We start from the raw sequence: 18,489 nt of genomic DNA, 5'->3' as shown, positions 1-18,489 counted from the left end.
TGGAGGAACGTTACCATGTTAAAATTTAGAGAAATTGGTACATACAAAAATGCCGTTAATGTTGGTTACTGCACAGCAGACGTTAAGCTGCATAACGGTAATGTTGTAACTTTCGATAGAGCTACAAAGAAAGCTGCTGTTCCTACTGATGGAAAAGAAGCAGGGCTTGCAATTGTTATGAATACTATCGACAAACCTGAGACTCTTTCACCAAACGATTATGTGATCGAAGTTGGTGAGAATCCACGTTTATTTGTTCTTACTTCACTGAAAGGAAGAATCATTGACATGGATATGGATCAGGTAGATGGCACATACGCAGATATTTCTGTTGGTGATTTCCTTGTTGCAGAAGCCAGTGGAAAACTGAAAGCTGTAAAGAAAGCCACAGGAGTAGCTGACTATAAAGAATATTTTGTAGTAAGTGAGAAAACAAGTTTCAACGGTGAAGGACTTGCTGTTGAGGTTGTTATTGCCTAATTGTAACTTAATACACTAATTGGAGGAACGAAACAATGAGAAATATCGTTGAATTAAATACTTCTTTTGAATTAGCAAATCCAGTAAAAGATGATGTAACTATCAAGGATCAGGCTAAATTCAAACAGATGGTTGAAATCTGTTCTGCCCTGTTCACTGGTACAGATGCCGGTAAATATGGAACACAGAAAGATGCTGTAGCAAAGAAACTTTCTGCACTTGGAGAAGCTGCAGCTATGGGCGATTTCAAAGCTAGAGCTGAAATCAATACAATCGTTAAGTTCATTATTGAGCCGAAACTGCTTGAGGCTATGAAGATTTATGATTTCTTAGGAAATTATCATGAACTTGCTTACCATGAACAGCCGAAGGTTAAAACTTACAACTACGAAGGAATTGACGCTCGTATGCAGGCTGCAAATTCTGATGTAAGTTTTGCTGGAAGAAACTGGATGGAATATCCTGTTGCTACAAGAACCATTTCTGCTGGTATGGCTATTGATTACCGTGAACTTGCTTCTGGTAACTTCGATGGAACAATCGCAGAGGAAATGGCTCAGGTTCAGGTTGATATGAACAACAAAGGTGTAGCATACGTTCTTGGTGTTCTGAAGAAATCTCTTGCAAACAACACTAAATATGTGAAGAACTATAGCACATATTCAGGAACTCTTCCTACAGAGGATGAAGTTGCTGAAAGAGTTGCATTTACTCGTAAAATGGGTAAAGTTGCCATCTTAGGTGACTACAGCTTAATCCAGGAAATCAGTGGATGGAACGGATATAAAACTGTTGGTGATACTAAGATTCCATTCTATAGCCCATCACAGGTAGATGAAATCGCCAAAGCCGGTGTAAACGGATTCTACAAAGGAAGCACACTTGTAGAACTTGAAAATCCGTTCAACTATACTAAACCGCTTGCTGACAAGTCTGGATTCGAGACTTACTACGCAGATGATGAGCTGTACTTCACTGCTGCTGGTAATAAATCTCCACTGAATATCTTCAGACGTGGCGGTATCACAACAATGAGCGGTACAGACGTTGAAACAGGTACAGTCAAAACACGTTTTGATGTTGAACTTGGTGCTGACGTTGTAAAAGGTCGTGAATTTGAGATTGGTTTACTTGCTAAACAGTCTTAATCAAGCGTAAATAAATGTATGAGCATGGGGAATCAATTTTCTCCATGCTTTCATTATTAAAGGAGTTATACATCAATGGACGAAAAAGTTATTGAAAAAAGCGCAAATGTTGTAACTAAGACAACGAAAGCAAAAACACCACGTGCAAAAACAAAGACACGTACTGTCAATGATCTCTCTCTTAGCGATAGAGTTTCTATTGATAATTTATGTGCATGGACTGTTGGATTTGTTTCTGAAGAAAATGGGAAAACAATTCTAATGGGTTCTAATATTAAAAACTATAAGAGATTAACACTCGCAGAAGTTGATTCACAAGTTAAAATCGGAAATATTGCATTTTGTGGAGTCGATGGGCTTGGCTCTCATGCTGCTTTTAAAATCAATGATCCACTCGTAAGAGAATATGTTTTCGGAGAAGATATTTCGCCGGTTCAATTAACAGTGGATGCAGTGAATGATTTGTTTGCATCTAAGAGTAAGAAAGAATTCCATGATAAACTTTCTTCTTTGGTTGTAACAGAATCAGAAAAGAAAATGATTGCAATTATGTGTTCAGATAAGGACTTATACCCTTCTGTCAACACTGATGAAGTTCCGTCTTATATGCTTGCTGAAATTGAGGCAGTCAGTGGATTAAATCTCGATTAAAAATAATTGGAGGTGCATTCAATGACATCATATACAGACGTTGTATCTGCATTTGAATCAATCATTAAATGTAAGTATGTACTTGCAGACGGATTAGTTCGTCAATGGTTCTTGAATGCATTAGGTGAATATGAACTAAATATTGATTCTTTAGGATTTGATAAACAAGATTTAGTATTTACCCCACCCTCTTCTGATTCAGATTCTTTCGATGACAATGGTGATTTGAAAAACTATGTCATTTTGAGTCTGGCTGAGATTATGAAGTCTTACTATATGCAACAAGAGGTAAGGCGTGTAAATCAGTTAAATAATATCATCGGTAAAGATATCAGTCTTAACGGAACTGGTGATACAAAGAAATACACAAGAGCGGAAGCTGATGCAATAGATTCAAAAATTGCAGACCTTTACACAAAGCAAAAATGTCCAGCTTATACATAGGCGGTGATATTTATGGCTGTGGATTGGTATTTAATGGATCAACCACCTATTTATAATGGTGGTTTTGAGGGCGAAGAATTTTTCGCTTATGCACAAGATGGTTTTAAGGAAATGCTTGATACCACTATGTTGTGCGATAATGTTGAGTTTATAAACAGTGATTTTTCTGTTATTACTCCCGGCAAGGCAATTATACAGAGTGTTACGCCAGACACACAATTGAAAGCTGAAGACAGACAAATTTTAGTGCCGATTGGAACTTTACAAACATACTCTTACATTCGTTTTGAAGATGAAATTTGGATTATTGCTTCTGAACCAAGTAATAACAAATTTTATGAAAAGGCAGTTCTTAAAGTTTGTCACAATCAGTTACGATGGCAAGATCCAGAAACCAAGAAAATATTTGAATATTGGTATTGGTGTGAAGATGTGACACGGTATAGTTCTGGTGTCTTCAAAGGAAATATTGTTATCACTTATGATAAGCAGTATAGCCTTTTACTGCCAATGGATAAAAATACAAGAAGGCTTCATGACGGTATGCGATTTATGTTGGAAATGTCCAACGATGTACCGTTGGTATATAAACTCACAAAATTCAATGGTTTAACAAACAACAATAAAAATGTAAAGTTGTTAAATCTGTCATTGACTCAAACTGTATACGATGAAAATACAGACAGTGTTGATATGATGCTTGCAGATTACAAACAAAATAATGTTGAGCCTACTGAAAAGTACGGTTATACTTGCGAACTTACATATAAAGCTGACACTATCAGTTTATCATCGTTTGAAAAATACTCTGCTACATTTTATGACAACGAACATAATGTGGTAGATGATATCGAATATCATTGGGGAATTTCTGATAATGATTTCGATGAGAAAGATTTGGTATTAACTACTGGTGACAATTTTGTAAAAGTTACTGTAAAAAACAATCGTGATTTGGTTGGAAAGCAATTCCACTTAAATGTTCTTTCATCGGTAGATACAATATTGGCATCTGTTGTTATTACGATTACCGCTTTATGGTAAATGAGGTTTATTATGGAAGATTTTGACATTAACTCTTTTAAATCTGCGGTAATAAATACAATTGTCGAAAATAACGAGATTATTTTTAATCTCGATAAGGAATATATAGATGCCGGTGGTGGTCTGCTTTATAAGAAAATTTTCCCTTATTTGCAGAATCCAAAGACCATTGAGAAAACCTCTCCATTCATCTGTTTCAAGGTCGATCATGTGAGAAACCAACAATATTTTTTGGAAGAGATAAAAGTGGTCATATATATTGTCTGCCATGAAAAGGCAATGGCACAAAGAGTGCAGAGCTATAAAACAAAGGAATATCTATCGGGTACAGTTATTGATATTTTGGGTGAAGAATTGAAAAAAACTTTATCTGGAATGGAAACAAATTGGATTGGTGAATTGACATGTGCAAGCAATACTGAGGAAGTATTGTACTATGAATACCCATGCAGAATACTTACGTTTACTGCAAAGAAGGAATCATATGGACATCAGTAACGAATCTTTATATCAGTACCTTATATATAGCTCACCAATTTATTATACCGAAGATTTAGTTTTATACCCTGTAAAAATGGGTAATGTGCTTGATTTCAATTTATATAAGTCAAGTATTATTGTTCGCAAAAACAGTATATTTCCAGTAAAGAAAATCATCAAGATGCCATATCTTGATTTTTTATTTTACTGTCATAACAACGTAGAATTAGCAAAAGAATTTAACATGCCATTTCTCCCTTACTACTATTCTTTTGCACTTCGGCTTTTACAGCTTGTATTTAAGGATCAAGAGGTATTGGCTAGTTCTACACAAGGGGGATTCAGAATAAATGGCAATGTTATAACCGCCGATCAGTTCGATGATATTCGGAGAATTATTATCCTACAAAATGGTATTGATTTTGACATTGATGAATTCATTCACTACGACACTGAACAGGAATTAAAGAAAGCCCAGGATGCTATATCTGGCAAAGATAAAGCCTCTCTTGAAGATTATATTGATTCTGTTTGTGTTGGAATGGACTTAACCGAAGAAAAAGTTAAGGGGCTAACTATTCGTAAGTTCTGGCGATATGTTAAACGAATAAATAAGCGTGATATTTTCAATGTTATGAAATCTGCTGAAAGTACGGGATTTGTAAAATTCAAAGAACCCGTCCAGTATTGGATGACTGAACTTGATGAGAGCGATAAGTTCAAAGATGTGAAAACAGATGCCATGTCATTAAAGAAAATGATTAGTGGCTGATGATTTATAAATCAGGAGGAATTTGCAATGAATACAAAGGGAAAAGAATTCGTTGTTTCAGTTGCCGACTTTGCATTTTACATCAATGGTGTATTAGCTTGTACAGGAGTGACTAACCTTAGTTCTTCTATTTCTGTATCTATGCAGGAACAGGCTGTAAATGCTGGTAAAGGTAATAAGAAAGTATTCTCATACAAATATGGTAGAGAACTTACAGCAGAACTTGAAGCTGCTGACTGGAAACTTGAGTACATTGCTTTACAGGCTGGTTCTCAAATTTCTAAAGGACTCAAAGATTCATATAGTCTTAATGAGTGCGTAACACTTGTAGCTGGAAAAGGTACAATTGACCATACACCTCTGACTGGTGCAAAAGTTGGTGTAGAACTTCCAAACGGTACATTCGTAGAAGTTACTGCCGATGGTACTTCAATTGACTTGACATCATATGGTCTTACAACTGAAAAAGTAAAATGTACATATCAGTACAATGCTATTTCAAAACGTATTACTATTGATGCGGAATCAACACCTTACATTGGAAAACTTGTTCTTCAGGCAGACAAGCATAACAGTAAGAAAGGTAAAGTTGGTGTCGTTGAAATCGTAATTCCGTCTTACTCACTTGACGGTAACTTTGATATCTCATTCACACCTGATGGTGTAGTAAGTACAAAGTTATCTGGTAGTGCCCTTGCTGTCGAAGGTGACGCTTGTGAAGATGGTAGTGCCGTATATGCATACATCTCTGAAATTGATGATGACAATACAGATATGGCTGTTTCTGAAATTGCTATCTCTGCACCGGCTACAACAATTAAGACTGGTGCAAACATGACACTTTCAGTTCTTGGTATTATTGGAGTTATGTATAAACCTACAGAGCTTGATCCAAAGGATTGTACATTTTCAATCGTAGATGCCGGAAACACTGCATTGACTGTAGGTGCAAAAACTGGTGTTGTGAGTGGTGCAACTGCATCTGGTACAGCAACAGTCAAAGCCGTTTACAATGGACTCGAAGACACAATTGAGATCACTGTAACAAAATAATTTCAGTAACTATATGTAGGTGGGTTTATACCTGCCTACATTTTTATTAGGAAGAAGGAGCTGAGATTATGACAGATGTAAAAGAAAATACAACTGAGATTGTTCAAGATAAAGGAAAAAATAAAGTTGAAACAAAATCAAGTACACCGAAACGAAAGGCATCTCTTACCAAAGAGTGTGACGTATTAGTATACAATGAGCGTACTAATACCGCTATCATTTCTTTTGATGGTTTCGGGTATGAATTAACTGGTATATCAAAAAATCCTGGTAATAAAATTTCTGTCAAATATTCAGGAGATATTCATTCTCCGAATTTTAAAGTTGAGAAGAAATAATGTGTAAATATGCATACATTCAGCTTAATGAAAAAACTAAGCAGAATATGATTTATTGTTCTGGTGGTGCGAAGATAAACTCAGAAGGTTTATGTATCTGCCAAAGATATTGTAAAGACAAATCTTGTTATATCCCACATAATCAAGATAAAATGCATTGTAAATATTACGAGGATTGTTAGCAAGTGTGGTGTTTTTATTAAGCACTGCACTTGTGTATGATACCTATTAAAGAGGTTAAAAACTGTTTTGGCTTTTTTAATGGGTATCATTTTTTATCGCAAATTATACAAATGTTTATCCACCATAATTATTAAAAAGTTCGTTTACAAAAGGAGATCTAAATTATGACTATTAAAGAAGTAGCAAAAATGTTCAATGTGAATACAGAGAAAAGTAGAGCAATGAAGAATAAACGTAAGGCTAAAGAAATCATGGAAAAAATCCTGATGTGCCCGAAATGTAAACAGCCGATGAACTGGGTAGAGGGTACGAATATTTGTGCGTGTCCTACATGTACATATACTATTGGCAAGAAAGAAAACAAAGAAATTTATAGTGTTTCTAAAACTCTTTCCGATAAGAGCCGTAGATTCCTGGAAAACAACTATTCACAGTTTGCTAAAGAAAGTACAGAGGTGTAATTTATGAGAAAATATACTGATGAATCAACATTTGAATTAAACGGAAAACACATAGTTTTTAGATATGTGTCCTCTCCTACTCTTTCACAGAAAATGGACATTGTTGATGATATCGTTCACGGTGTTATCAATGATACCGTAGGGTATGAGCCTATTCTGTTTGATTATTTTGTAGCTGTTTCTCTTGTAAATAATCTGACTGATATTGCCTTGCCAGAGTCTTTTACTGAAAGTGCGGATTTCATCGAGAAAACACGCATTGGACAGGTTATCAAAGAAACAGTTAATGTAAAAGATGTTATTGATGCTGCTGAAAGAAAAATTGATTTTGAGCGGAGCAAACTTGTCAATACATCAAAACTGGACGAATTATTTGAGGTGTTAATTTCTATCGCCAATAAATATTCTTCCACATTAGAGAATTTAAACACTGATGATTTTATGAATAAACTACAGAATGTAGCAGAGCTTGCAAAAATGCCACAAGATGATGTAGTTCGTGGAATTTTAGCGTATGAGAATTCTCAAAAAGAACAAGACAATACTAAAGTCGAATAAGAAGAGGGTTACTCCCCTCTTCTATTTTTTACGCTTTTAAGAAAGAGGGTTAGTAACATGGGTAGAACAACAATTTATAACAAAATTACAAACGAAGAATCTATCAAGAAAATCAATCCAAACAATAAACAACTTTGTGAAGATTTTCTTGAATATCTTGCGTCTATTGATCGTGCCCCTTCCACAATTAACGGGTACAGAAACGACCTAGAAATTTTCTTCTGCTGGAACTTAGAATACAACAACAATAAATTTTTTGTTGATATCAAGAAACGTGAGCTTGCACGATTCCAGGGATATGCAATCAATGAATGGGGTTGGAGTCCGAAAAGAATTCGTAGGGTAAAATCTGCTATCAGTAGCATGTCAAATTATATTGAAAATATTTTACAGGACGAAGACGAAGATTTTGAAAATTTCCGCTCTATCATTGGAAAGATTGAATCTCCGAAGAACGAAGCTGTTCGTGAGAAAACCATTATCCCAGATGATGACGTAGATAAATTCTTGGATAAATTAGTCAGTGAAGAACGATATCAACAGGCATGTGCTTTTGCTTTGGCTGCAATGAGTGGTGCTAGAAAATCAGAATTGTTGAGATTCAAAGTTGAATACTTCGATGAGAACAATATTGTTTATGGTGGTCTGTATAAGACTCCTAAGATTAAAACTAAGGGAGCTGGTAAAACAGGTAAACAGCTCAATAAATATGTACTTTATGAGTTTAAGAAATACCTTGATTTATGGATGGAACAACGTAAGAAACAAGGTATTGAGAGTGAATGGCTTTTTGTACATAGATGTGGTGATGGTTCTTATGCACAAATGAAAGTCAGTACCCTTGATAGTTGGGCGAACATCTTCTCAAATGAATTAGGTGTAGATTTTTACTGGCACTGTATGAGACACTATCTCAACACAAAATTATTGAAGCTGAATATCCCGGCAAATGTTGTTCAGGAATTTTTCGGATGGAGTAGTTCGGACATGGTTAATCTCTACAACGATAGCGAGGTTTCCGAAGAATTCAGTAAGTATTTCACAAAAGATGGAATTGTTGAAGGTAAGAGTTCGTCTTTAAGTGATTTATAATTAGGCAATAATAAAGGAGGACTACCATGAAAAAAGCAAATAGCATGGCAGAACTTGAACAGTTGATCTTGAATGAGATGCAAAAAGCCATGACGGTTGTACATTCAAAATCTCTCAAAGATACAGAGAACGAAGTCCAGTCTTTCTATTCGCAGGGTTCTCCTAGTATTTATAAAAGAACTGGAAAACTTGGAAAGAGTGTTAGGAACTATGGTGTTTCTAAATACGGAAAAAATGTTCATTTCTATATTTGGTTGGATAGAACTTACAGTTATGTAGTTCCAAATCCAGACTTTATAGAAAAAGGATTTTCAAGTTATTTTTCAACCCCTATGGTATTTGATGCTGCCGAAGCTGGTACAGCGAATATCAAAGGTCGTTCTGGCTTCTGGGCAAGATCAGAACAGAAAATTCAATCTGACTTAGACAGTACATTTAGTAGTTTCTTTAGATAAGGGGAGGTGAAGTTATGTCAGATTTTATTGCTCACGTTATAGCGGAGCTTGATACCGCCAAAGCACAGCAACAAATGAATGCTTTCACAAATGCAAAGCATAAAATTGATGTTGATGTAAATTTGGTGTCCAAAAATGGAAATATAAACGGCTATTTGAATCAGATAAAATCACAATTTGGTCAGGCTGGTAATGTTGCTGGCAATAATTTCGCCAGAAATGCTAATGCGTCTTTAAACAGTATTGATTTAAGTAGAACGAAAACAGAAATAAAAAATCTACAAAATTCATTGCAGAATTTTGGTTTTAATAAAAGTTCCATATCCAATATTACAAAGGAATTGGATAATTTAAAAGTTACTGTAACTGGCATAAGTCACGAATTAAACGGTGATCGCTTAAATGTTACTGTAACTGGTGTGGATGATTTAGGTCGTGCAGTAACAGCTATGCAATCATTCAGCGCACAAACTGGTGATTTGATAAATACGTCTTCCAGAGTACGTGAATCTTTTAGGCAGATGTTTACTGGTGCGGATGTGTCAAAATTAAACTCCGATATTGCATCACTTAATGCTGGGTTTGTAAAGCTGAAAGGTGATACAAATAGTTATTCTGCAGAACTGTCAAAATTAAAATCTGAATTAGCTGGTATTGGTAATATATCTGGACTAGATAAACAACAAGCTGAATTTGACAGAATAACACAAGAAGTTGGAAAACTTAAACTTGCTTATAAAGAAGCAAAGGCAGAAAATGATTCTCTTGCAGCATCACAGCAATTGTTATCTCAGAGAACAGTTTTGGGTAATCAAATTGAAACCTGGATGAACAAAAATACGATAGCTGCTAGAAAGTACAAGAATGAACTAAAAGATATACAAACAGCTTTGGCTAATGCCACTACTGGTAGCGCACTTAAAGATGTAAATAGACAATTTACAGAATTAAAAACTACTGCTGCTGCGTCTAGAAGTCTCGGCAAGGGCGTATTTGCTACATTAAAAGACAATATGACAAGTCTTAGTCCTTTGTTTGGTATGGGGGCTATGATTAACACCGCCATTCGTGGATTGAAAGATATGTATTCAAATGTAGTAAATATTGATAGTGCCATGACAGAATTGAAGAAAGTTACAGATGAAACGGACTCCGCTTATTCTAGCTTTCTTACAAATGCTTCAAAGCGTTCTGTAGAACTTGGCACGACTATTACCGACTATGTAAATTCAACAGCTAACTTTGCACGACTTGGTTACTCAATGGCTGACGCTACACAGCTTTCAGAGGTTGCCAATATCTATAGTGTTGTTGGTGACGAAATTTCTGGCATTGATGAAGCAAGTTCCAGTGTAATTTCAACAATGCAAGCATTCGGTATACAAGCCAATGATGCTATTTCTATTGTTGATAAATTCAATGAAGTAGGTAACAGATTTGCTATCAGTTCCGGCGGTATTGGTGATGCCTTAACAAGATCCGCATCTTCAATGGCTGCTGCAAATAACACTCTTGATGAAACCATAGCGTTGATTACTGCTGCTAATACAGTAGTCCAGGATGCGCCAAGAGTGGGTAATGCTTTCAAGACAATTTCAATGCGCATACGTGGCGCAACAACTGAGCTTGAAGAAGCTGGTCTGGAAACAGACGGTATGGCAGAATCAACCGCTAAACTTCAAGCAGAAATAAAAGCATTATCAGGCGTAGATATTATGCTTGATAAAAACACCTTTAAGTCTACATATCAAATCATGGACGAGTTATCTCAGAAATGGAAAGACTTAACGGATATTCAACAGGCAAGTATTACTGAATTGCTTGCCGGAAAACATCAAGGTAATGTAATGGCATCTCTTATGGAGAACTTTGATATTGCAAGACAAGCCCTTGATGTGTCCATGAATTCTGAAGGTTCTGCAATGCAAGAACACGAAAAATACATGGATTCTATCGAAGCAAGAGTAAATCAGCTCAAAGCTGCATGGGAAGGACTTTCAAATTCTTTCTTAGATTCTGGTTTCGTAAAAGGCGCAGTTTCTGGTCTTACGGAAATTGCGGAAGCGATCACTACAGTAATCGACCACATTGGTACTTTGGGAACAATAGGTGCTGGTGTTGGAATCGTAGCACTAATTAAAAATTTTGGTAAAGAATTTGCCCTCTATGGGTGTGAATCCATAGATGCATAAACTTTCAAACTGCTGGGAAATCTTAATAATTCAACACTACAACGTAATCCTAACGGATAGGCGTGATAGTCGCAGAAATGCAGAAAAAAGTTTGAATTTACACTATACGTCAAAATGTATATATGCTAAAAAATAATGCTAAGTATACTGTATAGGACAATGGATAGTCAGCATCCAATCCCCTCTCCTATTTTATAGGTTTGTATCACGTTGGAATTTGTGATAAACGGGAAGGTTCACAGACTGTAAGGGAGTTCGCTTGCCATAGGCAAGTGTGATAGACAGTCGGATAAAACATGATTATATCATAGTCATGTTGATATGCTCGTCAGTAACCAAACTGTCATTGTAGTCCAATACACGAAGTAGCATATCTAATCTTGCAAATAATAATGGTAATAATTTATGCTCTTGGTTTCCATTTGAATCCACAATTTTGACATACATTACGTGGACTGCCAGAGCCAATAAATCCAGTCATTATAGAGAATCCTCTATTTGTGGTTACGATAGCAGTAGATCCACATTTCGGACAAGTAATTACATTTTTGTCTTTAACTATAGCTTTTGCTATTGGTTTATTCTCTAAAACTGTGTTTTTTGAAACAGATTCATTATCTGGCTGAATTTCTACGGTTGCACCGACTGATAAAAAGTGTGACTGTATCAAATCACATTCATCCATGTTGATACCAGATTGAATTACTTGTGGTAAAGATTCAGAAAATTTCTTTGCTTCGGCTAATCCCATGCCGGTAAATTCACGGATTTTGGCAATTGTTTGAACTTTGTTTTTGCCATAATCTGTTAATACAATTTTGTAGAGTTGGTTGGTATTATTTATTTTTAATTCATCAAGTGGATATCCACAATGAATGCAATGTTTTGATTTGTCGGAAATTTCTTTTCCGCACTCAGGACATTTAATAAGTGCCATATTTTTCTCCTTATTGTTTGATATTATTTATAATTATATCACAAAAATCTGTTTATTACTATTATTATTTGCAAGATTATTATTGGCGATAAAAGATCTTATTGGTGCTATGTCCGCTGCTGGTGGCTTAACTTCTTTAGGTGATGTTGCTGCTGCAGCATCATTAGGTTTTGAAGGTCTTGCTAGTGCGATAGGTATATCTACTGCTGCTTTAGGTGGCTTTCTTGCTATTGCTGCTGGCATCGTTGCTGTTGTTGCCGTAGTCAATCTTGTCACAGAATCATTTGATGAAGCCGTAGAAAAAGCCGATAAGTCTCGTAGTGCTTATGAACAGACAGCAAGTGAAGTAGAATCTTTAGAGTCTCGGCTTTCAGAGGTAAAGGACAGAATCAATGAGTTAAACTCTATGGATTCTCTTACCATAACCGAAGAGGCTGAATTACAAAAGTTACAGGCTGAAAACGACCAGCTTGAAAGACAGTTAGCAATCAAACAGAAACTTGCTAATTATCAACAAGGTGTAGCTGCCGAAGATGCGAACCATGTTTTGACGAAAGATTTAACATGGCAAACTGGCGATTTCCTTAAAGATAAAAATGGATATATGATGACTGATACCAATGGTATGCCAATTATGGAATATATGTCTGGTGATATCATTGATCGTGCTACATCTAAACAAGAAAAACTTAATGAGAAGAAAGCAGAGCAAGTAAAACTTGAAGAAGAAATTGCTAACATGGAGCCGGAATATCATAAGCATTTCTGGCAAGCTGATACTGAGTATGAGCAGAAGACAAAACAGCTTAAAAATCTCAAATCAGATGTTAGTGACTTGGAAAAAGAAGTTAGTGAAGATGTTGAGACAATTAACTCAAACTACTCTTCTCTTTTCTCTACGGACGGTAGTGTACTTCCAGGATATGAAGACACTGTAAATCGTATAAATGATTTATTTGATGCTTACAATAATGTTGATTTATCAGAAGCAGAGAAGAAATTAAATAAAATCAATTCTTTCTTTGATGGAAGTACCGGCAAAAACTTCATTAAAGATAATCTCCTTGAAGCTGCAAAACAGGCAGAACTTACAGCGGATGATATTAAGCGTATGGGAATCGCCATTGATGGTGTAGACGCTTCCGATATTGCAAAATATTTCAATGATTTAGCTGCAAGTGCCGATGAAGCTGCAGAAGCAATCACTGGGGTAGATGGTTCTATCGCTGGTGTTAAGGCTGCAATGGATTCTAAGAATCAGGATCAAGATTGGACGGATATGGCAGATGCTTTGAGTAAAGCACAGGAGCTTTACAAGAAAGGCAAGGTTGGTACAGATGATTTCCAAACTGCTGCTCAATTTATGACATATGGAAAAATAAATCCAGATGATTATAAGTACGATGCTGATGCTTATGTGGAATACTGGGAGAAAGCACAACAGAAAATAAAACGATACTTTGATAGTGATAACCCACTTCAGAGTGTAACTAATTTTGCCGATGATTTGGTTAAGAGCGGATTTGCCACAAAAGATAATGGCGAATTTTCTTGGACAAAGAAATTCAAGAATAGTGCTGCTGCTGCTAAAGAACTTGGAATTAGTGTTGAGGCTACTGAGTCTCTTATGCATAGTCTTGAATCTTATGGTGCTGAATTTGACGATGTTGTATTCAGTGCTGAAGGATTAAACAGATATAAGACTGCACTTGATGGAATTCATTCTGTTTACAAAGATATGGAAGACGGACAGCTTAAAAAACATCTTGGAAGTCTTATTGAAAACTGGGATGACGAGTATCAAAAATATCAAGATGATATGACAGAACTCACGGAAGACCAGATTGTACATATCGAATTTGTATATGACCTTTCTACTATTCAGGCTCAGATTGATGAACTGACAGCAAAACAATCTGGACAAGGCGGTAAAAATGCAGATACGAATGCAGAGGTATTGGCTGCCAATCAAAAATATCTCACTACTGCCAAACAAGGTTTACAAGTTGATAATGTTTCTGCAGAAGTACAAGCTAAGATAAAAGTCAATGAAAATACAATCAATGACTTATACGACCAGCTTTCAAAAGAGGAATATGGTAGTAATAAATTTATTGAGATTCAAGCGAAAATCCAGAATACTCAAGAATTACAAAAATCCATACTCAATGCTTTTTCTGAAACTCACCCAGAAATCAATACTGACAGTTCTATAGAAGAAGTACAAAGTGCATGGGAAGATTTCTTTAGCAAACCTCAAGAGCTTCATGTTAATGCGGAACTTTCAACTGATGAAATTCAATCACAACTTGAGCAACTTGCTTCTGGAAGTTCTATTACATTTAATGCTGACGTTGATGGCGATGGCATTGAGGATGAAGTAAAGGCTCTTAAAAATCAAGACGGTACGATTACTTATACCGCCGAAATTGATGGTGTTCAGAAAAAAATAGAGGTTTTACAAGGTGAAGATAATACACTCACATTTAATATTCTTGCGGAAGATCAAGCAACACCTGTAATCGAGGATGTTAATAAACGTGAGTTAATTTCTAAAACTTGTGCTTTATACTCAGAAGATTATGCAACTCAGTTGATTCAGTTATGGAATGATGCAAGTGCAAATCCAAAATTTGCATCATTGTCTGCCGAAGATCAAGCAACATGGGTTATCAATACTTGGAATTCTCTTACACCAGAACAAAAAGAAGCATATTTGAATGGTGAAATTTCCATTACTGATACTGCAACTGGCGAAATCCAGACTGTAGACAATGCTTTAAATTCTTTGCAACCGAAATTATCACCAAAGGCAAATATTACAGCTACAGAAAATGCAACTTCTGTTGCTAGTAGTGCTGCTTCTGCTTTGAATGGTGTAAATGGCAAAACCTCAAATATGTATATCTATACGCATCATATAGATACATATTCTTCTACTGGAAAGGGTAAATTACTTGGTACTGCTCGTTATGGTGGTACGGCAAGAGCTTCTGGAACATTGTTTGATACAAGTTGGCTTAAAGACAGTTGGAAGACAAAAGTATCTGAAGATGCTTTAACCGGTGAAAAAGGACAAGAAATTGTTGTCAATGGTAATCAATGGTGGACTGTCGGAGATCGTGGTGCTGAATTTGCCCATATTCCAGAAGGTTCTATTGTATTCGATGCAGAGCAATCACGCCAACTTTTATCAAGTGGCAAGATTAACTCTAGGGGACGTTCTTATCTTGGTGGTACTGCTTATGCTAGTGGTTGGAGGTTTCCTTCTACAAGTGGCGGTTCTTCATCAAAATCAAGTAGTAAGTCTTCTGGAAAATCAAGTAGTAAGTCTTCTGGAAAATCAAGCGGTTCTAGTGGAAGATCATCTTCTTCTAGTAAATCAAGTTCTAGTTCAAGCAGTTCTTCAACAGAAAAAGATTTTGAAGAAACATTTGACTGGATTGAAATTGCCATAAATCGAATCAGTGAAGCGATTGACAGAGTAAAAGTAAAAGCAGAAAGTGCATTCAAAACGTTGGCAAAACGTAATAGTGCTGCTGCCGATGAAATCTCTTTAATCACTCAGCAAATCAATACTCAGAATCAAGCATACACCAGATATATGCAACAGGCTAATTCTGTCGGTTTATCATCTGACTGGATGGACAAGGTAAAGAATGGCACGATTGATATATCCACGATTACTGATGAAGACTTGTCTGATAAGATTAAGGATTTTCAAGACTTTTATGAAAAAGCGATTGAAGCAAAAGATGCTGTAGCCGATTTGCATGAAGAAATCGCCCAGTTATATGCTGACAGATTCAGTAACATTTCCACTGATTTTGATAACCAGTTAGCTCTTGTACAACATTTGACTGATACATATAACACTGGGCTTGATACACTGGAAGCAAAAGGCTTAAAAGGAAGCAAGGTTTATTATCAAGCTCTCCAAAAAGCTGAAAAAGAAAATCAGGCAATTCTCCAAAAAGAATTAGTTGATTTAACGGAATCTTTCAATCAGGCAATGGCTTCTGGTGAAATCGAAAAGGGTTCTGAGCAATGGTATGAGATGCAGAAAAGCATCAATGATGTCAAAGAGGCAATTGATGAATCTAATCTCTCGCTGCTTGAATATCAGAAAACAATGCGTGAGCTTGATTGGGAATATTTTGATTATATGGAAGACCGTATATCAAATATTACCGATGAAGCAGATTTTCTCATTGACTTAATGGCAAATGGAAAGTTATTTGATGATAAAGGTCAAATGACAGATACCGGCATGGCAACTATGGGATTACATGGACAGAATTACAATGTCGATATGGTACAAGCTGACCAATATGCCAAAGCTATCAAAGAGTTAAATGCGGAAATTGCTAAAGATCCATATAACACTGACCTCATTGAACGTAGACAGGAACTTCTCGAATTACAGAGAAAATCTATTCTTGCTGCCGAAGATGAAAAACAGGCTATGATTGATTTGGTAAAAGACGGAATTGAAGCGCAGCTTGATTCTCTCAAAGATTTGATAGATGCTTATACAGATTCATTGGATAGTGCAAAAGACCTCTATGATTATCAGAAAAAGGTAAAAGAACAATCTGATGAAATTGCTTCTTTGCAGAAACAGTTATCAGCTTATGCCGGAGATAATTCAGAGGAAACTAAAGCTACAATTCAGAAAATTCAGGTTGATTTATCAAAAGCTATGGAAGAATTGCAAGAAACAGAGTATGACAGATACATCACAGACCAGAAAAAATTATTAGATGATTTGTATAATGAATATGAGTTATCTCTTAATGCAAGATTGGATAACGTTGATGCTTTTTTATCTGACATGATTGATTCAATCAATGCAAATTCATCTTCTATTAGCGATACAATTCAACAAGAATGTGCAAATGTTGGCTATACATTGTCAGAAACCATGAATTCTATCTGGACGAATGATGGTGGTGCTTTCACTGTTATTTCTAAATATGGCGATCAGTTCTTAACACAGAATACTTCTACATTGAATGCGATTCTTGGTATTAAGGCTTATACTGATGCTTTGATTGCAAAGGCAGATGCAGAGGCGAAAGCTAAAGCGGAAGCCACAAAGAAACAGACGGAAGCAAGTAAACCAGCAAGTCAACCTTCAAAACCGTCAAACAATACTCCTTCTACACCATCAAAACCGGCACGAACCGATAAGGATTACTATGGTGTTGCTCTTGCTATTTGGAACGGTAACTATGGTTGGGGAACTGGAAATACCAGAGTTAGCCGTTTGCAAGCTAAAGGTTTTGATGCCAATAGAGTTCAAAGTATCGTAAATCAGATGGGCAGAGAAGGTTATGTACGTTCTGGTGCGTGGGTTGGTAGATACCAGGGAATCCGTGATCTTTCACCATATCATTACAATAAATATGCTGTCGGTCTGAAAAATGCTCCGAAAGCTGAAAATGCGTGGGTAAATGAGCTTGGTAGTGAATCTATTGTCAAGCCATCTGAGAACGCTATTGTAACTCATATCGCAAAAGGTGACAGTGTGCTTACCGCCGATGCCACACGAAACATATGGGATATGGCAAGCGATCCGTCTGGATTTATTAGTGGGAACTTGTTTAATAATGGTATTCTTTCTGGTCTTGAACCTTATATGCGTGTAAATAATAACAGCATAGGTGAAGTTACATTTAATCTGCCAAATGTAACAAACTATGAGGAATTTATGAATCGTGCAAAAAAGGATGAAAAGTTTGAAGATATGATTCAAGCTATGACGATTGGTGTTGTTGCTGGTAAAAGCACATTAGCCAAAAATAAATATAAGTGGTAAATGAGGGGCTGTAATACGCCCTTCATTTTTATTAGGAGTAAAACATGATTTTAGAAAAAGAAATGCAAAAAAGAAAAATTCAACGACTTCTGAAATCGAATGATTCTTTAATACTCAAAAATAAAGAACTTATCGAAGAAAATACTATATTGAAACAGAAGATATCCTCTCTTGAAAAAGTTATATCTGACATACAAGAATCCGAGCAAATCTATCGTGACGGTATAGCGGATATAAAGGAACTAAAAGAAAAATATTCTCAGGCAATTATGTCTGTTAATTCTATGAAGAAAAAATATAAAAAAGAAATGGATGACTTAGTAAAAAATATGAAACGTCAAAAGTAAACAGTTATTTTTCACAATAAACTAATGGAGGAA

At 35.9% G+C, this 18,489-nt stretch carries 17 protein-coding genes; 16 read left to right on the top strand and 1 reads right to left on the bottom strand.

The genetic code is table 11. The features are described 5' to 3' along the window. The first annotated feature begins 15 nt into the window (after positions 1–15). From PGU50_RS04830 to PGU50_RS04765, 14 genes are all read left to right on the top strand, one after another. Positions 16–480 carry a hypothetical protein gene (locus PGU50_RS04830; RefSeq protein ID WP_270246255.1) on the top strand — a complete coding sequence of 155 codons (465 nt, stop codon included), beginning with the start codon at positions 16–18 and terminating at the stop codon, positions 478–480. A gap of 35 nt (positions 481–515) precedes the next feature. Continuing rightward, positions 516–1,628 carry a hypothetical protein gene (locus PGU50_RS04825; protein ID WP_270246254.1) on the top strand — a complete coding sequence of 371 codons (1,113 nt, stop codon included), beginning with the start codon at positions 516–518 and terminating at the stop codon, positions 1,626–1,628. Positions 1,629–1,703: 75 nt separating this feature from the next. Continuing rightward, positions 1,704–2,279, top strand: coding sequence for a hypothetical protein (locus tag PGU50_RS04820; RefSeq protein ID WP_270246253.1), 576 nt, complete (start codon positions 1,704–1,706; stop codon positions 2,277–2,279). A gap of 21 nt (positions 2,280–2,300) precedes the next feature. Beyond that, positions 2,301–2,723 carry a hypothetical protein gene (locus PGU50_RS04815; RefSeq protein WP_118174522.1) on the top strand — a complete coding sequence of 141 codons (423 nt, stop codon included), beginning with the start codon at positions 2,301–2,303 and terminating at the stop codon, positions 2,721–2,723. A gap of 12 nt (positions 2,724–2,735) precedes the next feature. Beyond that, positions 2,736–3,767 carry a hypothetical protein gene (locus tag PGU50_RS04810; RefSeq protein WP_270246251.1) on the top strand — a complete coding sequence of 344 codons (1,032 nt, stop codon included), beginning with the start codon at positions 2,736–2,738 and terminating at the stop codon, positions 3,765–3,767. A 12-nt stretch (positions 3,768–3,779) separates the two neighbouring features. Beyond that, positions 3,780–4,265 (top strand): hypothetical protein, encoded by a 486-nt coding sequence (locus tag PGU50_RS04805; RefSeq protein ID WP_118174518.1) that lies wholly within the window; start codon positions 3,780–3,782, stop codon positions 4,263–4,265. Further along, positions 4,252–5,019 carry a hypothetical protein gene (locus PGU50_RS04800; protein ID WP_118174516.1) on the top strand — a complete coding sequence of 256 codons (768 nt, stop codon included), beginning with the start codon at positions 4,252–4,254 and terminating at the stop codon, positions 5,017–5,019. The genes PGU50_RS04805 and PGU50_RS04800 overlap by 14 nt, the downstream gene beginning before the upstream one ends. A 27-nt stretch (positions 5,020–5,046) precedes the next feature. Then, entirely contained in the window at positions 5,047–6,072 is a 1,026-nt protein-coding gene (locus PGU50_RS04795) for a hypothetical protein (RefSeq protein ID WP_118174514.1), read from the top strand. A gap of 68 nt (positions 6,073–6,140) precedes the next feature. Beyond that, positions 6,141–6,410 carry a hypothetical protein gene (locus PGU50_RS04790; RefSeq protein WP_118174512.1) on the top strand — a complete coding sequence of 90 codons (270 nt, stop codon included), beginning with the start codon at positions 6,141–6,143 and terminating at the stop codon, positions 6,408–6,410. Between the two features lie 347 nt (positions 6,411–6,757). Beyond that, positions 6,758–7,054, top strand: coding sequence for a hypothetical protein (locus tag PGU50_RS04785; RefSeq protein WP_270246250.1), 297 nt, complete (start codon positions 6,758–6,760; stop codon positions 7,052–7,054). Between the two features lie 3 nt (positions 7,055–7,057). Next, complete coding sequence (locus tag PGU50_RS04780) at positions 7,058–7,612, top strand: hypothetical protein (protein ID WP_270246249.1); 555 nt, start codon at positions 7,058–7,060, stop codon at positions 7,610–7,612. A gap of 57 nt (positions 7,613–7,669) precedes the next feature. Beyond that, positions 7,670–8,704, top strand: coding sequence for a tyrosine-type recombinase/integrase (locus PGU50_RS04775; protein WP_118174505.1), 1,035 nt, complete (start codon positions 7,670–7,672; stop codon positions 8,702–8,704). Between the two features lie 26 nt (positions 8,705–8,730). After that, the gene (locus PGU50_RS04770) at positions 8,731–9,159 is read left to right on the top strand and encodes a hypothetical protein (protein ID WP_118174503.1); all 429 of its coding nucleotides are present in this window, start codon (positions 8,731–8,733) and stop codon (positions 9,157–9,159) included. 14 nt (positions 9,160–9,173) lie between these two features. Further along, positions 9,174–11,351 (top strand): phage tail tape measure protein, encoded by a 2,178-nt coding sequence (locus PGU50_RS04765; RefSeq protein ID WP_270246247.1) that lies wholly within the window; start codon positions 9,174–9,176, stop codon positions 11,349–11,351. A 403-nt stretch (positions 11,352–11,754) separates the two neighbouring features. Here the strand turns inward: PGU50_RS04765 and PGU50_RS04760 are convergent, their stop codons facing one another. After that, positions 11,755–12,288: a ribosomal protein L7/L12 gene (locus tag PGU50_RS04760; protein ID WP_270246246.1), complete on the bottom strand. Its 534-nt coding sequence runs from the start codon at positions 12,286–12,288 to the stop codon at positions 11,755–11,757. 82 nt (positions 12,289–12,370) lie between these two features. On the opposite strand from PGU50_RS04760, the gene PGU50_RS04755 reads away from it, so the two are divergent. After that, positions 12,371–18,109, top strand: a complete 5,739-nt coding sequence (locus PGU50_RS04755) for a hypothetical protein (protein ID WP_270246245.1) — start codon at positions 12,371–12,373, stop codon at positions 18,107–18,109. A 44-nt stretch (positions 18,110–18,153) separates the two neighbouring features. Then, positions 18,154–18,456, top strand: coding sequence for a hypothetical protein (locus PGU50_RS04750; RefSeq protein ID WP_118174497.1), 303 nt, complete (start codon positions 18,154–18,156; stop codon positions 18,454–18,456). The last annotated feature ends 33 nt before the right edge of the window (positions 18,457–18,489 follow it).

Source organism: Coprococcus sp. AM11-30B (genome assembly GCF_027674365.1).
Lineage (GTDB): Bacteria > Bacillota > Clostridia > Lachnospirales > Lachnospiraceae > Allocoprococcus > Allocoprococcus comes.
The sequence above is the reverse complement of the archived record's forward strand: the minus strand, read 5'-3'. Positions and strand labels throughout refer to the sequence as shown.